Raw genomic sequence first — 21,749 nt, 5'->3', positions numbered from 1 at the left:
ATCAAATTTAAAATGTTAGGCTCTTTTTTTGCTGTAACAACACAAAATATTGAGCTATGAGAAAATTAATACCTTGTTTAGTCGTATTATTTAGCATTATAACATTTGCACAAAATACGAATACATATACCCCTGAATTCAGCAGTGTAACAGGTATTCCGGATTATGGGATTTTAAAGACAAGGATGAAACTGGAAGATGTGGTAACCAAAGCGGACGTATCACCTGAATTTCCCGGTGGAGAAGCGGCTTTCAAAAGACAATTTGCAGAGAAAATGGATGTCATTGATGTTAAAACCAATAAAATCAATACCCGCATTTACTTTATTGTCGAAAAGAATGGATATGTAAGATTTGTGACCGCAACAGGAGATAATAAAAAGCATTCTCAAGCTGCAGAAATTGCCGTAAGAAGGTTATTTGTAAAATGGAAACCCGCAACAATCAATGGAGAGCCCGTTCGATATCTTTATACTTTCCCTTTGACATTGAAGAAATATTAAAATGTTATTTTTGTGTAAATGTTTTTCAAAAAATGATTTCTGAAAATTTCAAATAAGAAATATCATCAGAACTGAATGGCGCAAAGGTTCGCTATAAGTTCAGAAACTTTGATTAAAAAACATTTGCTATTCCATCTAAATTTAACAATGAAAAAAATTCTTACAATATTCATCATCACCATTTGCACCTTTTCTTCAGCACAAAAAAAAAGAAAAAATCTATGGTAACAAAGAACCATACGAACAGGCTGATATATTTCCGGAATACATAACGGGTCAGTCCGGCTTTAGAAATGAAATGATAATAAAAGCAATTCAGAATTGTAAACAAAAGTGGAATCCTGCACAGTTTGAAAGTCAAAATGTAAGATCCAGGTTTCCTGTAAAGTTTCCTTAATGTTGCTATAAATTACTAAATATTTTAACGTTAAGTTTTGACTAAATAAAAAAAATGATTGGCTATTTACCGATCATTTTTTTTATTGCATTGAGCTTCATTAAAGCCTCTATTGGTGTCAATGTATTAATATCAATTTTCGTCAGCTCTTCACGGATATTTTCCAAAACAGGATCATCCAGCTGAAAGAAAGAAAGCTGTATATTTTCTTCTGTTACTCTTTTTATCTTTTCTGATGAACCTCCGCTTTGAGAACGGCTTGCTTCCAGCGTTTTTAGAATTTCATTAGCCCTGTTTACCACTTTTGAAGGCATTCCTGCCAATTTTGCCACGTGAATACCAAAACTGTGCTCACTTCCACCCGAAATCAGCTTTCTCAGGAAAATAATATTTCCTTTGTTCTCCTGAATAGAAACATGGAAATTTTTTACACGCTCAAAATTTACGGTCATTTCATTCAACTCGTGATAATGCGTTGCAAATAAGGTCTTTGCCTGAGTCGGATGCTGATGAAGATATTCCGCAATTGCCCAAGCAATAGATACTCCGTCATACGTAGAAGTTCCACGTCCGATTTCATCTAATAAAATCAGGCTTCGTTCAGAAATATTATTCAAAATATTCGCAGCCTCGTTCATTTCAACCATAAAAGTTGATTCCCCTGCGGAAATATTATCCGTCGCCCCTACTCTTGTGAAAATTTTATCTAAAATCCCGATTTCAGCATGTTTTGCCGGGACAAAGCTTCCAATTTGAGCCAATAAACAAACAATTGCTGTCTGACGTAGAATTGCAGATTTACCCGCCATGTTCGGGCCTGTAACCATAATAATCTGTTGAGAATCTTTATCTAGAAAAATATCATTCGGGATATATTTTTCGCCTAAAGGAAGGGCATTTTCGATGATTGGGTGTCTTGCTTCCTTTAAATCAATCGCAAAATTTTCAGTTAAAATTGGTTTAGTATAGCTCTCGGAAACGGCCAGTTCTGATAAGCCAACCGCAACATCCAATTGGGCAATTATATTTGAATTTTCCTGAATCTGGTCGATATAAATCATTGTTTCAGCACACACATTTCTGTACAGCTGATTTTCTAACACCCCGATTTTCTCTTCCGCTCCAAGAATCTGATTTTCATATTCTTTTAATTCTTCCGTGATGTAACGTTCGGCATTTACCAGCGTCTGTTTTCGAAGCCAATCAGCCGGAACTTTATCTTTATGAGTATTTCGGACTTCAATATAATATCCGAAAACATTATTAAAATCAATTTTAAGGCTTGTAATTCCTGTTCGTTCGATTTCTCTTTGGCACATTTCGTCTAAAAACCCGCGTCCCTTACTTTGAAGCCCTCTCAATCGGTCTAATTCCTCAGAAATACCTTCTTTTATTACATTCCCTTTTGCAAGGCTTACAGGAAGCTCTTCATTAAGATGATTTTCTAAAATTTTGATCAATTCATCCTGATCATAAAGCGGCTCAAGCCAGGCTAACACATCAGCATGAGGATGAATTAAAGCTTTAATTTTATGAATATTAATCAAACTTTGACGAAGATATCCTAATTCTTTTGGTGAAATTTTTTCCGCAGCCAGTTTTCCCATCAGCCGATCCAAATCTGAAATAGATTTTAGTAATTGGGAAATATCATATTTAAGATTATCTTTTTCATTTAAAAAATCAATTAAAGAAAGCCTTCTATTAATTTCGTTAACCGACTTCAATGGCAAAATAATCCGCCTTCTCAACAATCTTCCACCCATTGGGGTTGATGTTTTATCGATAATATCCAGCAAAGATTTACCCTGTGCATTGCTCGGATAAACAATTTCAAGATTTCTCAACGTAAAATTATCCATCATCAGAAAATCTTCCTGTGGAATAATCTGAATTTTTGTGATGTGAGAAAGTAAATTATGATGAGTATCTTCAACCAGGTAAGCGAAAATCGCTCCTGCGGCCGTAATTGCCAATGGTTGATTTTCAACTCCAAAACCCTTTAATGAATTCGTTTTAAAATGATTCGTCAGTTTTTCGTACGCAAAATTGTATTGATATGCCCAATCTTCAAGTTTAAAGGCGTTTTTATTTTTAATCTGTTCCGGAATCTGGGCACTTCTCTGGTAAATAATTTCGCTCGGATCAAAGGTATTGACAATGTGAAGCAGCTTTTCTAAATTTCCTTCACTTACCAAAAATTCTCCTGTAGAAATATCAACCAAAGCAATCCCGAATTTTTCTTTTTCCTTGTGAAGAGACAACAGGAAATTATTCTTTTTTGAGTTCAAAACCTGATCATTAAAAGTAACTCCGGGTGTCACCAATTCCGTTACCCCCCTTTTTACAATTCCTTTGACCATTTTCGGGTCTTCCAGTTGGTCGCAAATAGCAACTCTCATTCCCGCTCTCACCAATTTAGGAAGGTAAGAATCCACGGAATGGTGCGGAAATCCTGCTAATTCTATATGCCCATCACCGTTCGCTCTTTTCGTAAGGACAATTCCTAAAATCTGAGAAGTTCTAACAGCATCCTGTCCGAAAGTTTCGTAGAAATCCCCTACTCTGAATAGTAAAAGAGCATCAGGATATTTCGCCTTGATGGTATTGTACTGCGTCATTAACGGGGTTTCTTTCTTTGCTGTTTTTGCCATATTAAAATAAAACCCCAAATTTATGTATTAAATTTAGGGTTTCAAAGTTATTAAATAATCTCTTACAATTTTATGTTTAGCAATTCACCATCTTTTTTTATTTCTACAATTTTAGTTTCGCGGTTTGCTGAATCATAATTATAGAAAAAATTTTCATAATAAGGCGACGAAGCAATTGCATTTCCATATCCGTTGTAAGTCGTTGTAACTCCGGTTTGCTGAGTGTAACCTCCCACTGCTGTGAAAGCCACCATACATTCAATATAATATTTTCCAGGTTTTAACTTTTCAAATTTAAATCTTCCGTATTCATCTGTTTTAGTTTCCAGTCTGTATTTAAATGCCTCTTCAGATAAATATACTATTGTTTTTTTATTTTCTTTTTGCCTTCTTAATTTTAAAAATTCTTCAAAATAAGGTGTCATTGGAAACAATGTTACTACACTTCCTTGCGGAGCATAATGTTTTGCATTGGCGTCGGAATTTAGACCATACGTATTTTTTTGTTTTGTATCTGCTCTTCCTTCAATGGTTGATGTTCCGAAAGCAAGCATTTCCTGAGCTAATTTTTTATCAAAAAAGCTTTGCGGAAAAAGTTTATTTTGAGCATAAGAAAAAGCTCCTGATAACAGGAAAAGTGTGAAAATAATTTTTGTTTTCATCTGATTTACATTTGTTGTTAAGTCAAATATAATATATTTGGCATTAAATACAACTTTTTATGAAAAAAATACTATTTGCTCTATTATTTTGGAGTATTGCTTTACAAGCTCAAAAAAATGCGGCTTTATAGATGGTCTTCAAGAAGGAAATTGCATTTTCTTCTATGAGAATGGACAAAAAAAGTGGGATCTGAATTGGAAAAAAGGAAAATTAGACGGAAATTATATTGCTTATTTTGAAAAAGAAAAAGCAAAAGGAGTTTATAAAAAAGGCCGAAAAGTTGGTGAATGGGTTTACTATGACCAAAGCGGATCAAAAACCGGCACCGAAACATACAACAGCTGGAAAGGCGATGTTTATAGTGACGAATCTGAAAATACTTATTTTAAAAATGAGAAAATTATCCGTTACGGAAAATTTGTCAACGGAAAAGAAAGGCAAATGGAAATACTTCTACGAAAATGGAAAACTGCAGTATGAATCTAATTTCGTGAACGGACTTCGAGAAGGCGAACAGTTTTCATATAAAGAAAACGGAAGCTTAGAAGAAACCGAAATTTATCAAACCGGGAAATTGATTTCTGCAAAATAATTAAGGCATATTATTAAATCTTTTCCTGCTTCCAAATTTATATTCTACTGTATTTTTCTGCAGCCTCATTTCCTTTTTTTAAAGCCCATTTCTGTTTATAATCCACCCATTTAGCTTTAAAAACCTTTCGCATCAGCTTATCTGTATATCTCATAATAAAAACATGATAGAGCATATTGAGGAAAACATTAGGTTTATGGGGAAGCGCACGAAGCGACATTGAAAATCCCGGTTCAAGATATCTGTTGAAGTGCCAAAATGCTCCAGGAATAAAAAGCGCGTCACCATGTTCCATAAAAATTTCGAAACCCTTAGCGTATTTTAAAGCAGGGAATTTTTCATAATCAGGATTTTCATAATCTAATTCATAGATTGTATGAACCGATAAAGGAACTTTATATAAAAACGCAGATTGTTTTTGATCAAATAATAAAATCCTTTTTTTTCCTTCAAAATGAATATGGAGAAAATCTCCTAAATCTACATCATAATGCATCAAAACGTGAGCTTCGCTCCCTCCGAAAAACAAAGTCGGAAGCCGTTTAAAAAATTTCATTCCTAAATCCGGATAGGTAAAATTTTTCAACAATTCAGGAAGCCTGTCTGTAATGATATAAAAGAAAATACGAAGATCTGAAGGTTTGTTTTTTATTGTGTCGATATAATCTTTCATTTTCATTTTCGCAACCGGCGCGTCTGTACTTTTGGACGCATCGGCAGGTTTGTTATCATATAACGGAACTTCCTGTTCACCAGCTTTTTCGCGGATAAACTCAAAATTCCATTTTTCGAAAGCACCCCAACGGCTCGCAAAATTCTTTATCAAAAGAGGTTTGTGCTTTTTGAAATAATTTTTCTGAAAATCTTCTTTACTAATATCAGTTACAACATCTACGTTTTCGAGAATCATTTTGTTTTGGTATTTAATACGAAATAAAAATAGTGTTTTTTTGAAATTCAGAAAAATTTAAAATCAAATTTCATTTTTCGCTGATTTCATGAATTTAGCAGATTATCTTAAATTCTGGCTAAAAAATGTATAATTTGCCCTACCTGCGTGAGTTTATTTTATCTCAGAATTTTTCAAAAAAACTAAACCCTCCAATGCATTTAAAATAAATTGAGGCTTTTCCTAAAGTCTGTCAAAATGAAAAATTTTATCTTTGTGGAACTAATAAAGTTTATGAGAGCCTACAATACTAAACATTTCCTGAAAATCCTCTTCAGCTTACATAAAAGCGATACCATGAAAATCCTTTTCCCAACCATGGTTCTGGTGGGGTTATATTCTTGGGGGATTGAATATCTGGAGGTTGAATATCTTCACCTTACTTCAAAATCAGGTATCAGTAATGTGGGAATGATTCATTCTTTATTAGGATTTGTACTTTCTTTATTATTGGTTTTCAGGACAAATACGGCTTATGACAGGTGGTGGGAAGGAAGAAAACTTTGGGGTAAACTGGTAAATGATACCCGAAATTTTGCCATAAAAATCAACTCCATCTTAGGGGATAACAGACAGGATGCAGAACAAATTGCAAGATATTTGAAGTATTTCCCTCACTTTTTAGCAAAACATCTTTCAAAAGAGTCAACGAGGCTCGCCTTAGATGAAGACTATTCTGAAATTGAGCAACATATAAAACATCACGGACCGAGTGAAATCGTTATTCTGCTCACTCACAAATTAAACCAATTAAAAAAAGAAAGGAAAATTTCAGAAATTGAGATGCTATATTTAGATACTCAACTTTCCGGCTTTCTGGACGTTTGCGGAGGATGTGAGAGAATTAAAAATACTCCCATCCCCTATTCTTATTCGTCTTTTGTGAAAAAGTTTATTATCCTTTACGTTTTCGCTTTACCCATTGCCTATGTTATTACTATCGGCCTTTTTATGATTCCGTTGACGGTTTTTGTATATTATGTTTTAATGAGTCTTGAGCTTATTGCAGAAGAAATAGAAGATCCTTTCAACAATGATGAAAATGATATTCCGATGGAAGCGTTAGCCCAAAATATTGAAAGAAGCGTTCATCAAATTATGGGATTAAAAAAGTAAGAATCAAATTTTACAGGTTGATTTCCTTCAATTCGCCATCCTTTTTTATTTCTACAAATTTGCTTTCGCGGTTACCGGCAGAATAGCCATAGAAAAACGTCTGATATATTGGTGTGGAGTATAAATATCCTCCATAGGCATTATAAGCATCTGATTGTCCGGTTTGTTGTTTATAACTTGCTGTTGCCGTAAAATTGATTATTGTTTCTAAATAATATTTTCCGGGTTTTAATTTTTCGAATTTAAATCTTCCTCGGTCGTCAGTTAAAGCTTCGATTCTATATTTGAACGCCTCTTCAGACATATATACTGTAGTTTTTTTGTTTTCATATTTTCTTCGCATATTATAAAACTCTTCAAAATAAGGAGTTACCGGAAAAAGCATAACAACAGTTCCTTTTTTAGCATAATGCTTTTCAGCTAATAAAGGTTTGATTCCCCAATTATTTTTCTGTTTTGTGGAAGCCACCCCTTCAATGGTTGAATTTCCAAAACCAATCATATCCTGAGCCAGCTGTTTATCGAAGAAAGCTTGTGGATAATAAGTATTTTGTGCTTTCGTAAAAGTAAAAGCAGATACTACGGTCATTAAAACGAGTACATTTTTCATAGCCTATATTTTAGTCAAATATAGATATTTTACAAAAGAGAATAAATACCCAAATTTGGGTAGAAAAAACGTTAAATTTTCATTATAACACCCTACATTGAATAAAATTATTCTAACAAATATTAATTTTGAAAAAAAAGAAACTATGAAATATCTACTTTTATTAGCCCCTTTCACATTTGGCATTATATCTGCCCAAAAGCCCTGCGGATTTAAAAACGGATTACAGGAAGGGAGTTGTAAACAATTTTACGAAAACGGACAAGTAAAGGAAATCGCCGAATGGAAAAATGGAAAGCTGGAAGGCAATGCCATCTTCTATTTTGATAACGGAAAAGTGCAGGCAAAAGGAGAGTACAAGAAAGATTATAAAGTAAAAGAATGGCAATATTTCGATAAAAACGGAGTTTTAACTTCAAAAGAAGTCTTTAGAAATGGTGAGAAAAACATTTATGATAATAGTTTAACTGCAACTTTTTATTCTCCTTCCGGAACAATAACTGAAGTTTCAAATTTTAAATTTGGTAAATTGCAGGGCGAAAATAAACTTTATTATGAAAATGGTAAATCTGTAAAGCAAATCGGATATTATGACAACGGATTAGCTACAGGAAAATGGAGAATGCTTTATCCATCAGGAAAAATCCAACGAGAGACGGAATTCGTAAATGATAAATGGAACGGAACCAGAATTCATTACCGGGAAGATGGAAGCATAGAAAAGACAGAGGTTTACAAAGACGGAAAATTAATCTCAACAAAATAATACATTGGTACATAAATTAAAACTGGAAGAGCTCAACAGAATAGACGTAGAAACATTCAAAACTGTTGAAAAAATCCCTTTGGTTGTGGTTTTGGATAATATCAGAAGTATGCATAATGTAGGTGCAACTTTCAGAACCGCAGATGCTTTTTTAATTGAAAAGATTATTCTTTGCGGAATTACACCTCAACCGCCGCATCGTGAAATTCATAAAGCTGCATTAGGAGCAACAGAAAGTGTTGACTGGGGCTACGAAAGCGACATTAATACAACGATTAATGAGTTAAAATCAAAAGGTTATGAAATTGTTGGCATCGAGCAGACAACTGACAGCCAAATGATCACGGATTTTACAATAGACAAATTAAAAAAATACGCGGTTATTTTAGGAAATGAAGTGGAAGGCATCAGCGATGAAGCATTACAGAATATTGATTCTTTCCTGGAAATTCCACAATTGGGAACAAAGCATTCGCTAAACGTAAGTGTTTGCGGAGGAATCGTAATGTGGGAGTTTGCAAAGGCCTTAAAATAAAAAACTGCATATGTCTAAAAGACAGTGCAGTTTGAAATAAATCTAATAAAAAGTAAAAATGAAAGGCGACAAAGATACTTTTTTTTTCATCACAAACAAATTTTAAAATCATTTTTTTCATTTTTGCTAAAAAAAAGTTTGAGTTTCAGAAAAAGTTTCGTTTAATTTTTTATAAATTAGCACAATGTTTATCAAGGACTATATCTCAAAAGACTTTCCGTGTTTTAGTTTAACTGACTCGATAGAATCAGCAAGAGACATGTTAGAAGCATTTGGATATTCTCATATTTTCATCAAAAAATCTCATCACTTTTACGGAGCAATTGCCCAGGATTTTCTTTATGAAGAAGAAGGAATTCTGAAAGATCTGGAACATCAAATCGAACGTTTTGCTATTCTTGAGGATAACAATATCATGGACAGCATCCGGTTGTTTTACACATTCAATGCCAATGTGATTCCTGTTATCAACAAAGCTGAAAAATATTTGGGATATATCAGCTGTGAAGATATTTTTCAGGATTTATCAAAGTATCCGCTATTTTCGGAATCAGGAGCAATTCTTACAGTAGAGGTTCCTTCCAGAAAATACTCCATGACTGAGATTGCGAATATTGTAGAAAGTAATAATTCAAAATTTTATGGTGCTTTTATCAGTTTTATGTCAGATGAAGCTATTCAGGTTACCATAAAAATCAGCAATGAAAATCTGAGCTCTATTGATGAAACATTCGACCGATATGATTATAGAATCGTTGAAAAATACTATTCTGATGAAAAATCAGATTTGTTTAAGGACAGATTTGGGTTTTTCCAAAAATTCATAGAAATATAAAAACTAATGAAGGCAGCCATATATTCTCAAAAAAAAGATCTAGACACTTTTTTATATTTAAGCAAATTTGTTTCGGAGCTTGAAAGCAGAGGTGTAAAATCTGTTTTATATGATGAGATGGCTGAAGCTCTTCAGTTTTCAAAAATATTCGAAACCTTTAACAACAAACAGGATCTTCTGGATAAAGAGGTTGACCTTTTCTTTACTTTCGGGGGAGATGGAACGATTGTAAATTCTTTAACCTTTATCGAAGATCTTGAAATTCCAATAGTTGGTGTAAATACAGGGAGATTAGGATTTCTGGCAAGCTTTACCAAAGAAGAAGCCTTTAAAGAATTAGATTCTATCTTAAAAGGTGATGTAAAAACAAGCCGCCGTGCTGTTATCCAGGTGGTATCTCCTGAATTGGAGGATTTTTTTCCGTATGCCTTAAATGATGTTACTATTTCAAGAAAAGAAACAACATCGATGATTACGGTAGATTCATATATTAATAACGAATTTTTAAATGTTTTTTGGGGAGACGGAGTTATTGTTTCAACACCAACTGGTTCTACTGCTTATTCTTTAAGTTGTGGCGGCCCCATCATTTCTCCAAACAACGAAAATTTTGTCATCACACCTATCGCTCCTCATAACCTGAATGTAAGACCTTTGGTTGTGAATGACCGCGTTGAAATTAAATTTAAGGTTGAAAGCCGGGTACCACAATACTCTCTTTCACTTGATTCTCGACTGATACACATAGAAACAGATAAAGAAATTATCGTTAAAAAAGCAAATTTTCAGATACTTTTGGTGCAGCCGAACAATCTGAGCTTCTATGAGACCATCCGCCAGAAGCTACTTTGGGGAAGAGACAAAAGAAATTAACAATATCTTAAAAATTATTACCTTTACAGGAATTTAAAAACACCCTATAATTATACTAAAAAGTAAAACATGAGCAGAATTTTCCCGGCAGGAGTTGCCACAGGTCAATTAGTTACTGATATTTTTCAGCATGCTAAAGAAAATAAATTTGCATTACCAGCAGTAAACGTAATTGGTTCAAGCAACGTAAATGCGGTTATGGAAACTGCAGCAAAACTAAACTCACCTGTTATTATTCAGTTCTCTAATGGTGGAGCTGCTTACAATGCAGGAAAAGGATTAAGCAATGACGGTCAGAAAGCGGCTATTTTAGGAGCAATCGCCGGAGCAAAACATATTCATACACTTGCAGAAGCTTACGGAGCTACTGTTATTCTTCACACAGACCACTGTGCAAAGAAACTGTTGCCTTGGATTGATGGATTGCTGGATGCCAGTGAAGATTTTTATAAAAAAACAGGAAAATCTCTTTACTCTTCTCACATGCTGGATCTTTCTGAAGAACCTTTAGAGGAAAACTTAGAAATTTCTACTCAATATTTCGAAAGAATGGCTAAAATGCAGATGACTTTGGAAGTTGAGATTGGCGTTACGGGAGGTGAAGAAGATGGTGTTGATAACTCTGACGTAGACAACTCTAAATTGTATACTCAACCGGAAGATATCGCTTACACTTATGAAAAACTGAAGGCTGTTTCTGACAATTTTACAATTGCTGCCGCTTTCGGAAACGTACACGGAGTTTACAAACCAGGAAACGTAGTTCTTACTCCAAAAATTCTTGATAATTCTCAGAAATATGTTCAGGAAAAATTCGGAACTGGCGAAAAGCCAGTGAATTTCGTATTCCACGGTGGTTCTGGATCTACTTTGGAAGAAATCAGAGAAGCTATTGACTACGGTGTAATCAAAATGAACATCGATACTGACCTTCAGTTTGCTTATACAGAAGGAATCAGAGATTATATGGTACAAAATATCGATTATTTAAGAACTCAAATCGGAAACCCGGAAGGAGAAGAAAAGCCTAATAAGAAATTCTATGACCCAAGAGTCTGGATGAGAAAAGGCGAAGAAACGTTCTCTGCAAGACTGGTAAAAGCGTTTGAAGATTTAAATAACGTAAATACTTTAAAATAAGAACTGTACATTTGTATTAATGTAAAAAGTAATCATAGTGAAGGCTTTTACATTAATACATTTTACATTTATACATTAATACAGACAAGATGGCATTCGAGTGGTTTAAAAGAAAAGCACAAAACATTACAACTTCTACTGATGAGAAAAAAGACGTTCCCAAAGGTCTTTGGCATCAGACTCCTTCAGGAAAAGTAGTTGAGCATGAAGAACTTAAAAGAAATAATTATGTTTCTCCAGAAGACGGATTTCATGTAAGAATAGGAAGTGCAGAATTTTTTGATATCCTTTTTGACGAAGGTAAATTCACTGAATTAGACGCTAATGTTGAAAGTATAGACATCCTAAACTTTAAAGATACAAAACCTTACGCAGATCGTTTAAAAGAAGTAAAAGCAAAAACCAAACTTACCGATTCTATCAGAAACGGTGTAGGTACGGTAAACGGGACAGAAATGGTGGTTTCTTGTATGGATTTCGCTTTTATCGGAGGATCTTTAGGCTCTGTAATGGGTGAAAAAATCAGAAGGGCAATTGACTACTGTATCGCAAAAAAGCTCCCCTATATGATTATTTGTCAGTCAGGAGGTGCGAGAATGCAGGAAGCAACATATTCTTTGATGCAATTGGCAAAAGTACAGGCAAAATTGGCTCAGCTTTCAGAAGCGGGACTTTTATACATTGCTTACCTGTGTGACCCTACTTTTGGAGGAATTACAGCTTCTTTCGCAATGACAGCAGATATCATTATGGCGGAACCAAAAGCTTTAATTGGCTTTGCCGGACCAAGAGTTATCCGTGAAACCATCGGCAGAGATTTACCGGAAGGTTTTCAGACATCAGAATTTCTTCAGGAAAAAGGATTTGTTGATTTTATCGTGAAAAGAACTGAAATTAAGGAGACTGTATCTAAAACAGTAAATTTATTGGCAGTAAATGCTTAATATTTGTAACAAATACAACATAATCTCTCTCTAATTGGGGAGAGATTTTTTATTTATGAGGACTTTCAAAATATTTTTTAATACAATTCGAAGTATGAGCTTTAAAAAGATAATGCGCCTTTTATCGCTCGTGCTACCGCATCCTTTGTTCTCTCTGTTAAGCTTTCATGCAACCGTTCAGGCTTTTACTATAGCTCAGAAAAAATTTCCGAAAACAGCATCTAATAACGGAATTGGAAATGCTTTCAGACATGCGCTCTGGAGTTCCTTTATCATGATGTACTGCTGCAAAGTTTCATCACCTGAAAAAGCATTGGATTTCTGCAAAAGAATAACAGATTTACATGAAGAATTGTTTCCCAATAAGCCTTTAGAAACAAAGATGGATCTTCACAATAACAAAATAGGAATGGACTATTTTATGGAATTGTTACCGGGAATTCACCGGCAGTTTTTTGAAAAAAGTTTCTTCATTGACGCTTTAGTGAAGAAAATGAAGGACGCAAAAGTGTTGAAAAACTTAGATGATGATTTTGGAGGACATTTAGTCTATCTTGAAGACAAATAGTTTTTCATTAAATTTAATTTATTATCTTTTCTAAAATTTTAATTTAATCAAATGGTTCTCAGCAGAATTTGGTCGGCTTTTATTATTATTGCCATTGCTATTGCAAGTATAAAATACGTCTCATCAAGTCATTATAAAACCATTTTCAACGATATGGTTGTAGGAAAAGGCGGCGATACTGTACAGATTGCAACACAAAAAATGAATACACTTTCTCCTGTCGTCCGGGACAGTTTGATGAAAAAAACCAATTTTGCAGACAGCAGAATTCACTATAAAACAGATTCTTTACAACAAGAGGTAAAAGTTTACCGCGTTCAGGAAGCAGACGGCGTTATCGGAACTTCTGAAACTGCCGTAAAAATTTGTCTTGGATTAATTGGAATTATGACCTTATTCATGGGGTTTATGAGCATCGCGGAAAAAGCCGGCGGAATCAATCTTTTAAGTAGGCTAATCCAGCCATTTTTTTCGAAATTATTTCCTGATATCCCTAAAAACCATCCCGCTTTCGGGCATATGCTGATGAACTTCAGCGCAAATCTCTTAGGGCTGGATAATGCCGCAACACCCTTTGGTTTAAAAGCCATGGAAAGCCTGCAAACCTTAAATCCCAATAAAGACACGGCAAGTAATTCCCAAATTATGTTCCTTTGCCTTCACGCCGGAGGAATGACTTTGATTCCGGTTTCTATTATTGCAATCCGGGCTTCAATGGGATCAAAAACACCGACAGATATATTTCTTCCGTGTATGATTGCAACCTTTGCAGCAACTTTAGCAGCAATGATCATTGTTTCTTTGTATCAAAAAATAAATTTATTAAGACCTGTTGTTATCGCTTATGTTGGGGGAATTTCGGCAGTTATTGCCCTGCTGGTTTTATATTTAGTTCAATTAAGCAAGGATCAATTGGATGATTTCAGTAAAGTTCTAAGTAATGGGTTAATTCTATTCATTTTTCTGGCAATAGTTCTGGGAGCGGTTTATAAAAAAATCAACGTTTTTGATGCTTTTATTGAAGGAGCAAAAGAAGGTTTCACAACCTGTGTAAAGATTATTCCTTATCTGGTCGGAATGCTTATTGCAATTTCTTTGCTAAGAACCTCAGGGGTTTTTGATGTTATTATTGACGGAATGAAATGGGTGGCCAATGCTGCGCATTTTGACCCTCGCTTTGTAGATGGCCTTCCGACAGCTTTAATCAAGCCTTTGTCAGGTTCCGGAGCCCGCGGAATGATGGTTGATACTATGTCGACTTTCGGATCAGACAGCTTTCAGGGAAAATTGGCGGCGGTTCTACAGGGAAGCTCAGATACAACATTTTACGTGATTGCAGTTTATTTTGGAGCTGTAGCCATAAAGAACACGAGATATACAGTAATTGCCATGCTTTTGGCGGATCTAGTTGGCGTTATTGTTTCTATCGCATTGGCATATTTATTTTTTGCATAATTTTAAAATCCCATATTAATTTTTTCATCTTAATTTAAACCAAACTTATGATCACAGATAAAGAATTCACATTACGATTAATACGTCAGTTAACTCAAGCATTAGAAAAACTGATTCTGGATAAACCGGAAGAAAGTTTAATGCAGAAAGAATTAGATTTTGATTCGTTAATGAAAGATATTTTCAAGATTGATTTTACAGCAATTTCGTCAAAAACAAAAGAAGAAATTATTGAGCTCGTCAATGAAAGGCAGGAAAGAGATCACAAAGATTATTATGAAATGTTGGGGAATCTTTTTTATTTTAACGGTAAAGGAGCAGACAATAAAGACTTTTTAGATAAAGCAAAAACATTCTACGAGCTATATCTTCAAACCAGCGGGATTTTCGCGCTTCCTGTAATCAACAGAATCAACGAAATAAAAAAAGCACTTGAATAATAAAGTGCTTTGTATTTTTAGAATGTAATTTTATATGTTCCGGTGGAGGATGTGCTTGCTTTTTCAGCCTTTACATATTTCTTAACCCATGAGATAGCATTTGAAGCAATACATGGATCAGACGTACCGCTAGCCCTTCTTGCTGAAACCACGTTCCCTGCTTTATCTACGGTATAAGCAATTGTAATGGTTCCGCTTGCTGTACAGCTGTTTGCCGGCTGTGCCCCTCCTCTTCCCATCGTCCCCGGAATATAGCCAATCAATTTTCGGTCAATTCCTACTTTACTATCACCATTTCCGTCTCCGCCTAAAGGATCTCCCGCATTTCCGATCCCGTCTCCTGTTCCCTGGCTTCCTGCTTTTGTTCCTCTTCCTTTAATTAAGTTACCAATTGCAGCATTTCCTTTTCCGTCACCGTTCCCTGTTTTAGAATTAGCCGTTGTTGCACCGGATTTTGTCGTATTTTTTGAAGAACTTGTAGCTGTTGTAGCTTTTTTATCTGCTTTTTTAGATTCTTCTTTTTTAGGAACTGTAACTTTAGAATTATTTCCCGTAATAACCTTTTCCTTCACCTCTGTTTTCTTTGGTTCCGGCTCCGGCTTTGGCTCCGGCTTAATAACTGTTTTTGTTTCAGGTACAGGTGTCTCTACAGGTTCCGGAATCACCTCTTCAGTTGCTGCTGCCAAGCTGCCTTCCTGCTCTGCAGGTTCTTCGATACCGTTTCCATTTCTGTTATCCCCGAAATTGACAAGCATAGTGGTGATTACTTCAGGTTCCTGATCAATTTCCGGTTTCAATTTATATAAAAAAACAAATAACAAAATTGCAGACCAGATAAGGATGGAAAGCAATGCACTTTTTACCTTATCTCTATTTTCCTCGTCTCTGTTTATAATATGGCTTCTCATCTTGAAATGATCCTTACCGGAAGTCCCGGATGTGCTACTTATCTTTAACCGTTGCAATGGCAATATTAAATTTATGTTTTTCAGCGATTTCCATTACAAAAACAACGTCTTTATGCATTGTATTTTCGTCCGCTCTTATCGTAAAAGATCTGTTTGTCTGGTTTGTAAGTTTATTTACAATGGTGGGTTCCAACTGATCTTTTGTAATCGGACTGTCATCCACAAAATATGATCCGTCCGGTTTGATGCTTACCGTCAAAGGGTTGGGAATATTATCATCCACAGCACCTGCTTGAGGTAATTTTACATCAATCGCACTCTGATTGGCAGCCGACGATGTAATCATAAAAAAGATTAACATCAGCAAGATAACGTCTGTCATCGCTGCCAAACTGAATTCCGGATTCGCTTTATTTCTTCTTTGAATTTTCATAAGAAAGATTATAAAGGTTTATTGATAAGGTCTAAAAATTCTCCAGACATATTTTGAGCTTTCAATACAAACTTATCAATTCTCGTTAAAAGAATATTGTAGAAAAAGTTTGCAGGAATAGCCACAGCCAAACCAACAGCCGTTTGTCCCAAGGCAGTATAAATACCTTCAGATAGTGTTTTCGGCGAAAACGAGCCGGTTGCATGGGATAAATTAAAGAAAGCAATAATCATCCCGATAACCGTTCCTAAAAGCCCTAACATCGGAGCAATACTTGGTACAACAGCCAAAAGATTCAGGTTTTTCTCCATATTTGCCACTTCTACCTGAGCCTGAGATTCCATTGCGCTTACAATATCAGAAACAGGGCGTCCCAATCTTGAAATTCCTTTTTCCAAAATCCTTCCTTCAGGAGAATTTTGTCTTTTACAGTAATCTGCTGCCGATTCTATTTTCCCTTCTTTGATGAAGTCTTCAATATTATCCATAAAATTGGAATCCGTCTTTGAAGTCAGCCTTTTAATAAAGAAAAAACGCTCAAAAAACAGATACACGGAAAACACTCCCAGTGCTAAAACCGTAACCATCACTATTTTAGCGAAAGCTCCCCCGTGGAACATTATTTTCCAAAATGAAAATTCTAAATCTTCTGCGGCAACTGCAGGTGTAGCGATTTGTGCAAATAAAATCTGAGTAAGTTCCGTTAACAGCATTCCTGTGAATATTTTAATAAAGGTTTAAACGACAAAAGTAATTGAATATTATTAATTGATGTCTTAAAAATTGCTTAAAAACAACTTAAAATTAATTTATATTATTGCAAACAGCAAATTTCTTTCCAAAATAGATTTGAAAAGAAATCTGATATAAAAAATACTGAACATAAAGACTATTTCTAATCTTCGTCTACCTCAATATCGTCTTGTTTAAATTCGCATTTTAATCTAAAAGGAATAGGAGTATCCGATCCTGTGTAAAAATCATCAATGTTTCCTTTCCAGATTACCTGAAGTTCTCCTTCTTCGTTCTTCTCGAAAAAAAGCTCATTATCATAAATATAGGCATCTTCATCATCAAACAGATCAACTTCTGTGTAAGTATCTTCATCAGAATCATTGATGTTGATGGTTTTCCCTTCTATTTCTGATGATTCGATAGGAAAATCGAACACTTCAAGTGAAAGCTGAGGAAATTTATACTGTAAAGAATCATCATCTACGTGATCCACACTGTCATCCGTAATAATCTCAACTTCTAAAAAGTGTTTTTGATTGCTGTAAACTGCTTTGCAATAAGTATTTCTAATATTGTACTTTAGCGTTTCCTCCGGATGGTAAATTTTTAAAATCCCTTTCATTATTTCTTAAAAAAGAGCTGTAATAATATGATTGTTAAACGTTTTCAGCAAAGATAAAAAATTGATTGAATGTGAAAAATTTTTTGAAAAGTATTTTTTTAAAATCAACTTTAATTAATAATCCGGAATATCTCAAGAATAGCTATTTTTGTTTACATAAAGATTCTGAAGAATGAAAAACATTTTATCGAAAAGTATTTTAGGGTTCGGACTCGTGATAAGTCTTGCTTCCTGCAAGAAATCCGATTCTCCGCTAACGAAAGTTACTCCATCCAATCTGGATTCCATTGCTTCAAATTATTATGAGCAATATCTTAAATTATATCCTTTAGACGCTACTTCTCAAGGAGATACAAGGTATAACGATCAGCTACCTATTAATATTGATAAAGATTTCATTTCCGGGGAAGTTGCTTTTTACAATTCGGTTCAGAAACAGTTGGATAATGTTGATTACAAAAGCCTTTCCGACGACGATAAAGTAGTGTACGATGTTTTGGATTTTACATTAAAAGATAAAATTGAAGCCTACGCTTATCATCCGGAATATATTCCGTTTACACAATTTGGAGGACTTCCATTGAGTTTTCCTTTGTATGGAAGCGGAGAAGGCAGCCAACCGTTTAAAACAGAAAAAGATTATAATGACTGGCTGAAAAGAATGGAAAAATTTCCAGACTGGATGGATGCCGCAAAAGACAATTTCCGTGAAGGAATCAATAATAAATTTGTTTTGCCTAAAAAACTGGTAATCAAAATGATTCCTCAGATGAAATCAGAGGAAATCACCTCAACTGATTTAGATAAAAATATTTTCTACGGACCCATAAAAAAATTCCCTAAAGATTTTACACAGGCTCAAAAAGATAAATTTTCTACACTTTACAAAGATGCTATTACGAAGAAAATCATTCCTGCTTATACAAAAATGGGTGAGTTTTTAGAAAAAGAATATCTGCCCAAGGCAAGAGAAACAGATGGTTACAACAGCTTACCAAACGGAAAGGAGATTTATCAATATTATGCAAAAAGCTGGACGACAACCCATATGTCACCTGAGGAAATCAATAAAATAGGATTACAGCAGGTTGCTATGCTCCGTTCAGAAATGGAAAAAGTGAAACAGCAGGTTGGCTTCACAGGAACGTTGGAAGAATTTATCAATTATATAAAAACAGATCCTAAAGCAATGCCTTACAAGACTTCAAAAGAAGTTTTAGATGCTTTTAATGGGATTTTAACGAAAATTACTCCAAAGCTGAAAACAATGTTCAGCATAACTCCTAAAACAAAATTTGAAATCAGACAAACGGAAAAATTCAGGGAGGCCAGTGCCAGCGCAGAATATATCCAGGGAACTCCTGATGGAAAAAGACCCGGGATTTTCTACGTCCCACTTCCGGATCCGGAAAAATTCAATGTTACTTCCGGAATGGAGTCTCTTTTCTTACACGAGGCAATTCCGGGACATCATTATCAGGTTTCTTTACAGCAGGAAAATACAAAACTTCCAAAATTCATGAGATTTGGCTGGTTTGGAGCGTATGGTGAGGGCTGGGCGCATTATTGTGAAACCCTGGGCCCTGAATTCGGGCTTTATACAGACCCCTATCAAAAAATGGGATATTTGAGTGACCAAATGTTGAGAGCCGTGAGATTGGTTGTTGATACAGGTTTACATTCCGGAAAAATGTCAAGAGAAGAGGCCATCAAATATTTCTTAAGCAATATTTCTTACGATGAAGCAGGTGCAACTGCTGAAGTAGAACGATATATGGCAATGCCTGGACAGGCGTTGGGATATAAAATAGGTTCCCTGAGAATCCGTGAATTGAGAGAAAAATATCAGAAAGAGCTTGGAAACAAATTCAATTTAGCAAGTTTCCATGATGAAGTTTTGAGTCAGGGATGTCTTCCTTTAGACGTTTTAAACAGAAAAATGGAACTTTGGGCGAAAAAGCAGAAATAAATTTCAACAAAATATGAAAATCACAAATTAATTTTTGTGGTTTTTTTATTTAGATGTATACTTTAATTTTAATCAAAAAAAATGATAACAGAATCTCTAAAATCTCTTTACGCCAGAGATTTAAATAAATTAAAAACAGAAATTGAGTCTTACCAAAATGAAAAATCACTTTGGGAGACAGATAAGAATATTTTGAATTCCGGAGGTAATCTTTGCCTTCATTTGGTGGGGAATCTCAATCATTATGTTGGAGCAATTCTTGGAAATTCAGGATATGTAAGAAACAGAGAACTTGAGTTTTCTTTAAAAAATATTCCAAAAACTGAATTAACTGAAAAAGTTGAAGGCACATTAGACATTGTTATCAAAACCCTGAATCAGCTCAACGGAAATGATTTGGAAAAAGAATATCCCCTTGAAGCTTTAGGGTACAAAATGACAACAGGCTATTTTCTGACTCACTTATTCGGTCATTTGAGTTATCATTTGGGGCAGATCAATTATCATAGGAGACTGTTGGATGTATGAATATTGATTAACCCCGTCTTTGTTTTACAAAAATCTACCCCTCCAGGGGGAATTTTTATTTCTCAAACATCATTTTTGTAATAAAATCCTTTTCCCCCTTTCCTCTCGCAGGAGAATATTCTCTTCCGTAGAAAATAATTTGTAAGTGAAGTTTATTCCAAACCTCTTCTTTCCAAATATTTTTAGCATCCCGCTCCGTTTCTATTACGTTTTTTCCTGAAGTAAGCTTCCATTGGGTCATCAGTCTGTGAATGTGCGTATCAACAGGGAAAGCAGGAAACCCGAAGCCCTGGCTCATCACCACAGAAGCTGTTTTATGGCCAACACCCGGTAAAGCTTCCAGCTCTTCGTATGTTTGAGGCACTACTCCATTGTGCCTTTCCAATAAAAGCTCTGCCATCCTCTTTAGGTTTTTGGCTTTTGTATTTGAGAGCCCTATTTCTTTGATGAGCTCCCTGATTTCTTCAACCTCCAATTTTGCCATTTTTTCAGGTGTTCCTGCTACTTTGAAAAGTTTGGGTGTTACCTGATTCACTTTTTTGTCGGTCGTCTGTGCAGAAAGCGCAACAGCAACCATTAAAGTATAAGCATTCGTATGATCTAACGGAATAGGAACTTCAGGATATAATTTTTCTAATTCAACCTGAACGAGCTCTGCTCTTTGCTTTTTTGTCATTTTACCAGTTTCTCTAACATTTTCTTTAAGGATAAATTTTCCTGCTTCAGAAATTCTTTATCTTCTTTTAGCTCTTTTATTTGTACAAGATAAGCTTCTCTTTCTTTCTCAAAACTTTCATTATTGTTAATGACATTCATATTGCCTGATTGTGAACAATTAAAAAAAGCTTGTTTATCCGAAAACTCTATAATATCTAATGGATTAGTACCCAAAACTTCTGCAATTTTACTTGTTTTCTCCAAATCTATGCTGCATTCTCCGTTTTCAATCCTTGAATATTGAAACTGAGAAAGATCTAGCATTTCTACCATATATTCCTAAGAGAAATCTTTTTCCCTTCTCAGCTTTCTTATTTGGTCTGTCTTTATATACATTTTGAAGATTTTAGTCAAAAATACTAAAAAAGTAATAATGTACATTCTTTATGTATGAAACACATAGGTTAAACAAAATTATTTTCAATTTTTGTAATGAAATTTTTATGCATAGCAATTTCAATTAGTTATTTTTTTTAATTTTAACATTCTAAAAACATTATGAAAAAAATTATTTTATTAGCCTCATTATTTGGGATCACAGGAATAATGATGAATGCAAAAGATCTTGTAGAGAGCAAACCTGAGATTGAAAAAGAAACAATCACGTTCAAATTACCCGCTCAATGGATACAATGTATCGCGCCATGTGGAGCTGTTTATTGGTTACAAGCTTCAAATTATAATACGGTTGCTGAATTCCTTGATGCGCAGCAGGATTTCAACGATATTAAATGTTAATAATTATTCCCTTGACCTTAATCATTCCGTACAATTATTTGTACGGATTTAATTTTTTT

General features: G+C 34.6%; 26 protein-coding genes. 16 read left to right on the top strand and 10 right to left on the bottom strand.

Annotation, left to right across the window (positions count from 1 at the left end; genetic code table 11):
- Nucleotides 1–56 precede the first annotated feature (56 nt).
- On the top strand, nucleotides 57–503 hold the full coding sequence (locus ACM39_RS01910) for an energy transducer TonB (RefSeq protein ID WP_048509308.1): 447 nt from the start codon (nucleotides 57–59) through the stop codon (nucleotides 501–503).
- A 459-nt stretch (nucleotides 504–962) separates the two neighbouring features.
- Here ACM39_RS01910 and mutS read toward each other — a convergent pair whose 3' ends face one another.
- A complete protein-coding gene (gene mutS, locus ACM39_RS01905; protein WP_048509307.1) occupies nucleotides 963–3,554 on the bottom strand; it encodes a DNA mismatch repair protein MutS in 2,592 nt (863 codons plus the stop codon).
- A gap of 62 nt (nucleotides 3,555–3,616) precedes the next feature.
- The gene (locus tag ACM39_RS01900) at nucleotides 3,617–4,216 is read right to left on the bottom strand and encodes a hypothetical protein (RefSeq protein ID WP_048509306.1); all 600 of its coding nucleotides are present in this window, start codon (nucleotides 4,214–4,216) and stop codon (nucleotides 3,617–3,619) included.
- Between the two features lie 37 nt (nucleotides 4,217–4,253).
- Between ACM39_RS01900 and ACM39_RS19135 the strand changes: the two genes are divergently transcribed.
- On the top strand, nucleotides 4,254–4,697 hold the full coding sequence (locus ACM39_RS19135; protein WP_048509305.1) for a toxin-antitoxin system YwqK family antitoxin: 444 nt from the start codon (nucleotides 4,254–4,256) through the stop codon (nucleotides 4,695–4,697).
- Nucleotides 4,609–4,809 (top strand): hypothetical protein, encoded by a 201-nt coding sequence (locus tag ACM39_RS19585; RefSeq protein ID WP_228377037.1) that lies wholly within the window; start codon nucleotides 4,609–4,611, stop codon nucleotides 4,807–4,809. Before ACM39_RS19135 ends, ACM39_RS19585 begins: the two co-directional genes overlap by 89 nt.
- A 37-nt stretch (nucleotides 4,810–4,846) precedes the next feature.
- Here the strand turns inward: ACM39_RS19585 and ACM39_RS01890 are convergent, their stop codons facing one another.
- Nucleotides 4,847–5,719: a cupin-like domain-containing protein gene (locus ACM39_RS01890; RefSeq protein WP_048509304.1), complete on the bottom strand. Its 873-nt coding sequence runs from the start codon at nucleotides 5,717–5,719 to the stop codon at nucleotides 4,847–4,849.
- A 237-nt stretch (nucleotides 5,720–5,956) separates the two neighbouring features.
- On the opposite strand from ACM39_RS01890, the gene ACM39_RS01885 reads away from it, so the two are divergent.
- Nucleotides 5,957–6,874 (top strand): bestrophin family protein, encoded by a 918-nt coding sequence (locus ACM39_RS01885; protein WP_228377036.1) that lies wholly within the window; start codon nucleotides 5,957–5,959, stop codon nucleotides 6,872–6,874.
- 10 nt (nucleotides 6,875–6,884) lie between these two features.
- Here ACM39_RS01885 and ACM39_RS01880 read toward each other — a convergent pair whose 3' ends face one another.
- Complete coding sequence (locus ACM39_RS01880; RefSeq protein ID WP_048509302.1) at nucleotides 6,885–7,484, bottom strand: hypothetical protein; 600 nt, start codon at nucleotides 7,482–7,484, stop codon at nucleotides 6,885–6,887.
- A 145-nt stretch (nucleotides 7,485–7,629) separates the two neighbouring features.
- Here ACM39_RS01880 and ACM39_RS01875 point away from each other — a divergent pair, with 145 nt between their 5' ends.
- The 9 genes from ACM39_RS01875 (at nucleotide 7,630) to ACM39_RS01835 (ending at nucleotide 15,040) form a co-directional block, all read left to right on the top strand.
- Complete coding sequence (locus tag ACM39_RS01875; RefSeq protein WP_048509517.1) at nucleotides 7,630–8,250, top strand: toxin-antitoxin system YwqK family antitoxin; 621 nt, start codon at nucleotides 7,630–7,632, stop codon at nucleotides 8,248–8,250.
- A gap of 4 nt (nucleotides 8,251–8,254) precedes the next feature.
- The gene (locus ACM39_RS01870) at nucleotides 8,255–8,785 is read left to right on the top strand and encodes an RNA methyltransferase (protein ID WP_048509301.1); all 531 of its coding nucleotides are present in this window, start codon (nucleotides 8,255–8,257) and stop codon (nucleotides 8,783–8,785) included.
- A gap of 184 nt (nucleotides 8,786–8,969) precedes the next feature.
- Nucleotides 8,970–9,620, top strand: coding sequence for a CBS domain-containing protein (locus ACM39_RS01865; RefSeq protein WP_048509300.1), 651 nt, complete (start codon nucleotides 8,970–8,972; stop codon nucleotides 9,618–9,620).
- Between the two features lie 6 nt (nucleotides 9,621–9,626).
- Nucleotides 9,627–10,493 (top strand): NAD kinase, encoded by an 867-nt coding sequence (locus ACM39_RS01860; protein WP_048509299.1) that lies wholly within the window; start codon nucleotides 9,627–9,629, stop codon nucleotides 10,491–10,493.
- A gap of 69 nt (nucleotides 10,494–10,562) precedes the next feature.
- Nucleotides 10,563–11,633 carry a class II fructose-bisphosphate aldolase gene (fbaA, locus tag ACM39_RS01855; RefSeq protein ID WP_048509298.1) on the top strand — a complete coding sequence of 357 codons (1,071 nt, stop codon included), beginning with the start codon at nucleotides 10,563–10,565 and terminating at the stop codon, nucleotides 11,631–11,633.
- Between the two features lie 89 nt (nucleotides 11,634–11,722).
- Entirely contained in the window at nucleotides 11,723–12,577 is an 855-nt protein-coding gene (gene accD / locus ACM39_RS01850) for an acetyl-CoA carboxylase, carboxyltransferase subunit beta (RefSeq protein ID WP_048509297.1), read from the top strand.
- Between the two features lie 55 nt (nucleotides 12,578–12,632).
- Complete coding sequence (locus ACM39_RS01845; RefSeq protein ID WP_048509516.1) at nucleotides 12,633–13,145, top strand: DUF6973 domain-containing protein; 513 nt, start codon at nucleotides 12,633–12,635, stop codon at nucleotides 13,143–13,145.
- A 51-nt stretch (nucleotides 13,146–13,196) separates the two neighbouring features.
- Nucleotides 13,197–14,600: a nucleoside recognition domain-containing protein gene (locus ACM39_RS01840; RefSeq protein ID WP_048509296.1), complete on the top strand. Its 1,404-nt coding sequence runs from the start codon at nucleotides 13,197–13,199 to the stop codon at nucleotides 14,598–14,600.
- A 47-nt stretch (nucleotides 14,601–14,647) separates the two neighbouring features.
- Complete coding sequence (locus ACM39_RS01835) at nucleotides 14,648–15,040, top strand: hypothetical protein (RefSeq protein WP_048509295.1); 393 nt, start codon at nucleotides 14,648–14,650, stop codon at nucleotides 15,038–15,040.
- Nucleotides 15,041–15,057: 17 nt separating this feature from the next.
- Here ACM39_RS01835 and ACM39_RS01830 read toward each other — a convergent pair whose 3' ends face one another.
- The 4 genes from ACM39_RS01830 to ACM39_RS01815 all read right to left on the bottom strand — a co-directional run bounded on the left by ACM39_RS01830 (nucleotide 15,058) and on the right by ACM39_RS01815 (nucleotide 17,738).
- Nucleotides 15,058–15,948 carry a hypothetical protein gene (locus ACM39_RS01830; RefSeq protein WP_048509294.1) on the bottom strand — a complete coding sequence of 297 codons (891 nt, stop codon included), beginning with the start codon at nucleotides 15,946–15,948 and terminating at the stop codon, nucleotides 15,058–15,060.
- Between the two features lie 34 nt (nucleotides 15,949–15,982).
- Nucleotides 15,983–16,381, bottom strand: a complete 399-nt coding sequence (locus ACM39_RS01825; RefSeq protein ID WP_048509293.1) for an ExbD/TolR family protein — start codon at nucleotides 16,379–16,381, stop codon at nucleotides 15,983–15,985.
- Nucleotides 16,382–16,389: 8 nt separating this feature from the next.
- The gene (locus tag ACM39_RS01820) at nucleotides 16,390–17,094 is read right to left on the bottom strand and encodes a MotA/TolQ/ExbB proton channel family protein (RefSeq protein ID WP_048509292.1); all 705 of its coding nucleotides are present in this window, start codon (nucleotides 17,092–17,094) and stop codon (nucleotides 16,390–16,392) included.
- Nucleotides 17,095–17,276: 182 nt separating this feature from the next.
- Complete coding sequence (locus ACM39_RS01815) at nucleotides 17,277–17,738, bottom strand: hypothetical protein (RefSeq protein ID WP_048509291.1); 462 nt, start codon at nucleotides 17,736–17,738, stop codon at nucleotides 17,277–17,279.
- A 172-nt stretch (nucleotides 17,739–17,910) separates the two neighbouring features.
- On the opposite strand from ACM39_RS01815, the gene ACM39_RS01810 reads away from it, so the two are divergent.
- Both ACM39_RS01810 and ACM39_RS01805 read left to right on the top strand, forming a co-directional pair.
- Nucleotides 17,911–19,707, top strand: coding sequence for a DUF885 domain-containing protein (locus ACM39_RS01810; RefSeq protein WP_048509290.1), 1,797 nt, complete (start codon nucleotides 17,911–17,913; stop codon nucleotides 19,705–19,707).
- Between the two features lie 81 nt (nucleotides 19,708–19,788).
- Nucleotides 19,789–20,235, top strand: coding sequence for a DinB family protein (locus ACM39_RS01805; protein WP_185097441.1), 447 nt, complete (start codon nucleotides 19,789–19,791; stop codon nucleotides 20,233–20,235).
- Nucleotides 20,236–20,290: 55 nt separating this feature from the next.
- Here the strand turns inward: ACM39_RS01805 and ACM39_RS01800 are convergent, their stop codons facing one another.
- A complete protein-coding gene (locus ACM39_RS01800; protein ID WP_048509289.1) occupies nucleotides 20,291–20,911 on the bottom strand; it encodes an endonuclease III domain-containing protein in 621 nt (206 codons plus the stop codon).
- Nucleotides 20,908–21,225, bottom strand: a complete 318-nt coding sequence (locus ACM39_RS01795) for a helix-turn-helix domain-containing protein (RefSeq protein WP_048509288.1) — start codon at nucleotides 21,223–21,225, stop codon at nucleotides 20,908–20,910. The genes ACM39_RS01800 and ACM39_RS01795 overlap by 4 nt, the downstream gene beginning before the upstream one ends.
- Nucleotides 21,226–21,450: 225 nt before the next feature.
- Between ACM39_RS01795 and ACM39_RS01790 the strand changes: the two genes are divergently transcribed.
- Entirely contained in the window at nucleotides 21,451–21,690 is a 240-nt protein-coding gene (locus ACM39_RS01790) for a hypothetical protein (protein WP_048509287.1), read from the top strand.
- The last annotated feature ends 59 nt before the right edge of the window (nucleotides 21,691–21,749 follow it).

It is taken from the genome of Chryseobacterium sp. FH2 (assembly GCF_001045455.1).
Lineage (GTDB): Bacteria > Bacteroidota > Bacteroidia > Flavobacteriales > Weeksellaceae > Chryseobacterium.
Note: the sequence above shows the minus strand (reverse complement) of the source record. Positions and strands in the feature narration are given on the sequence as shown.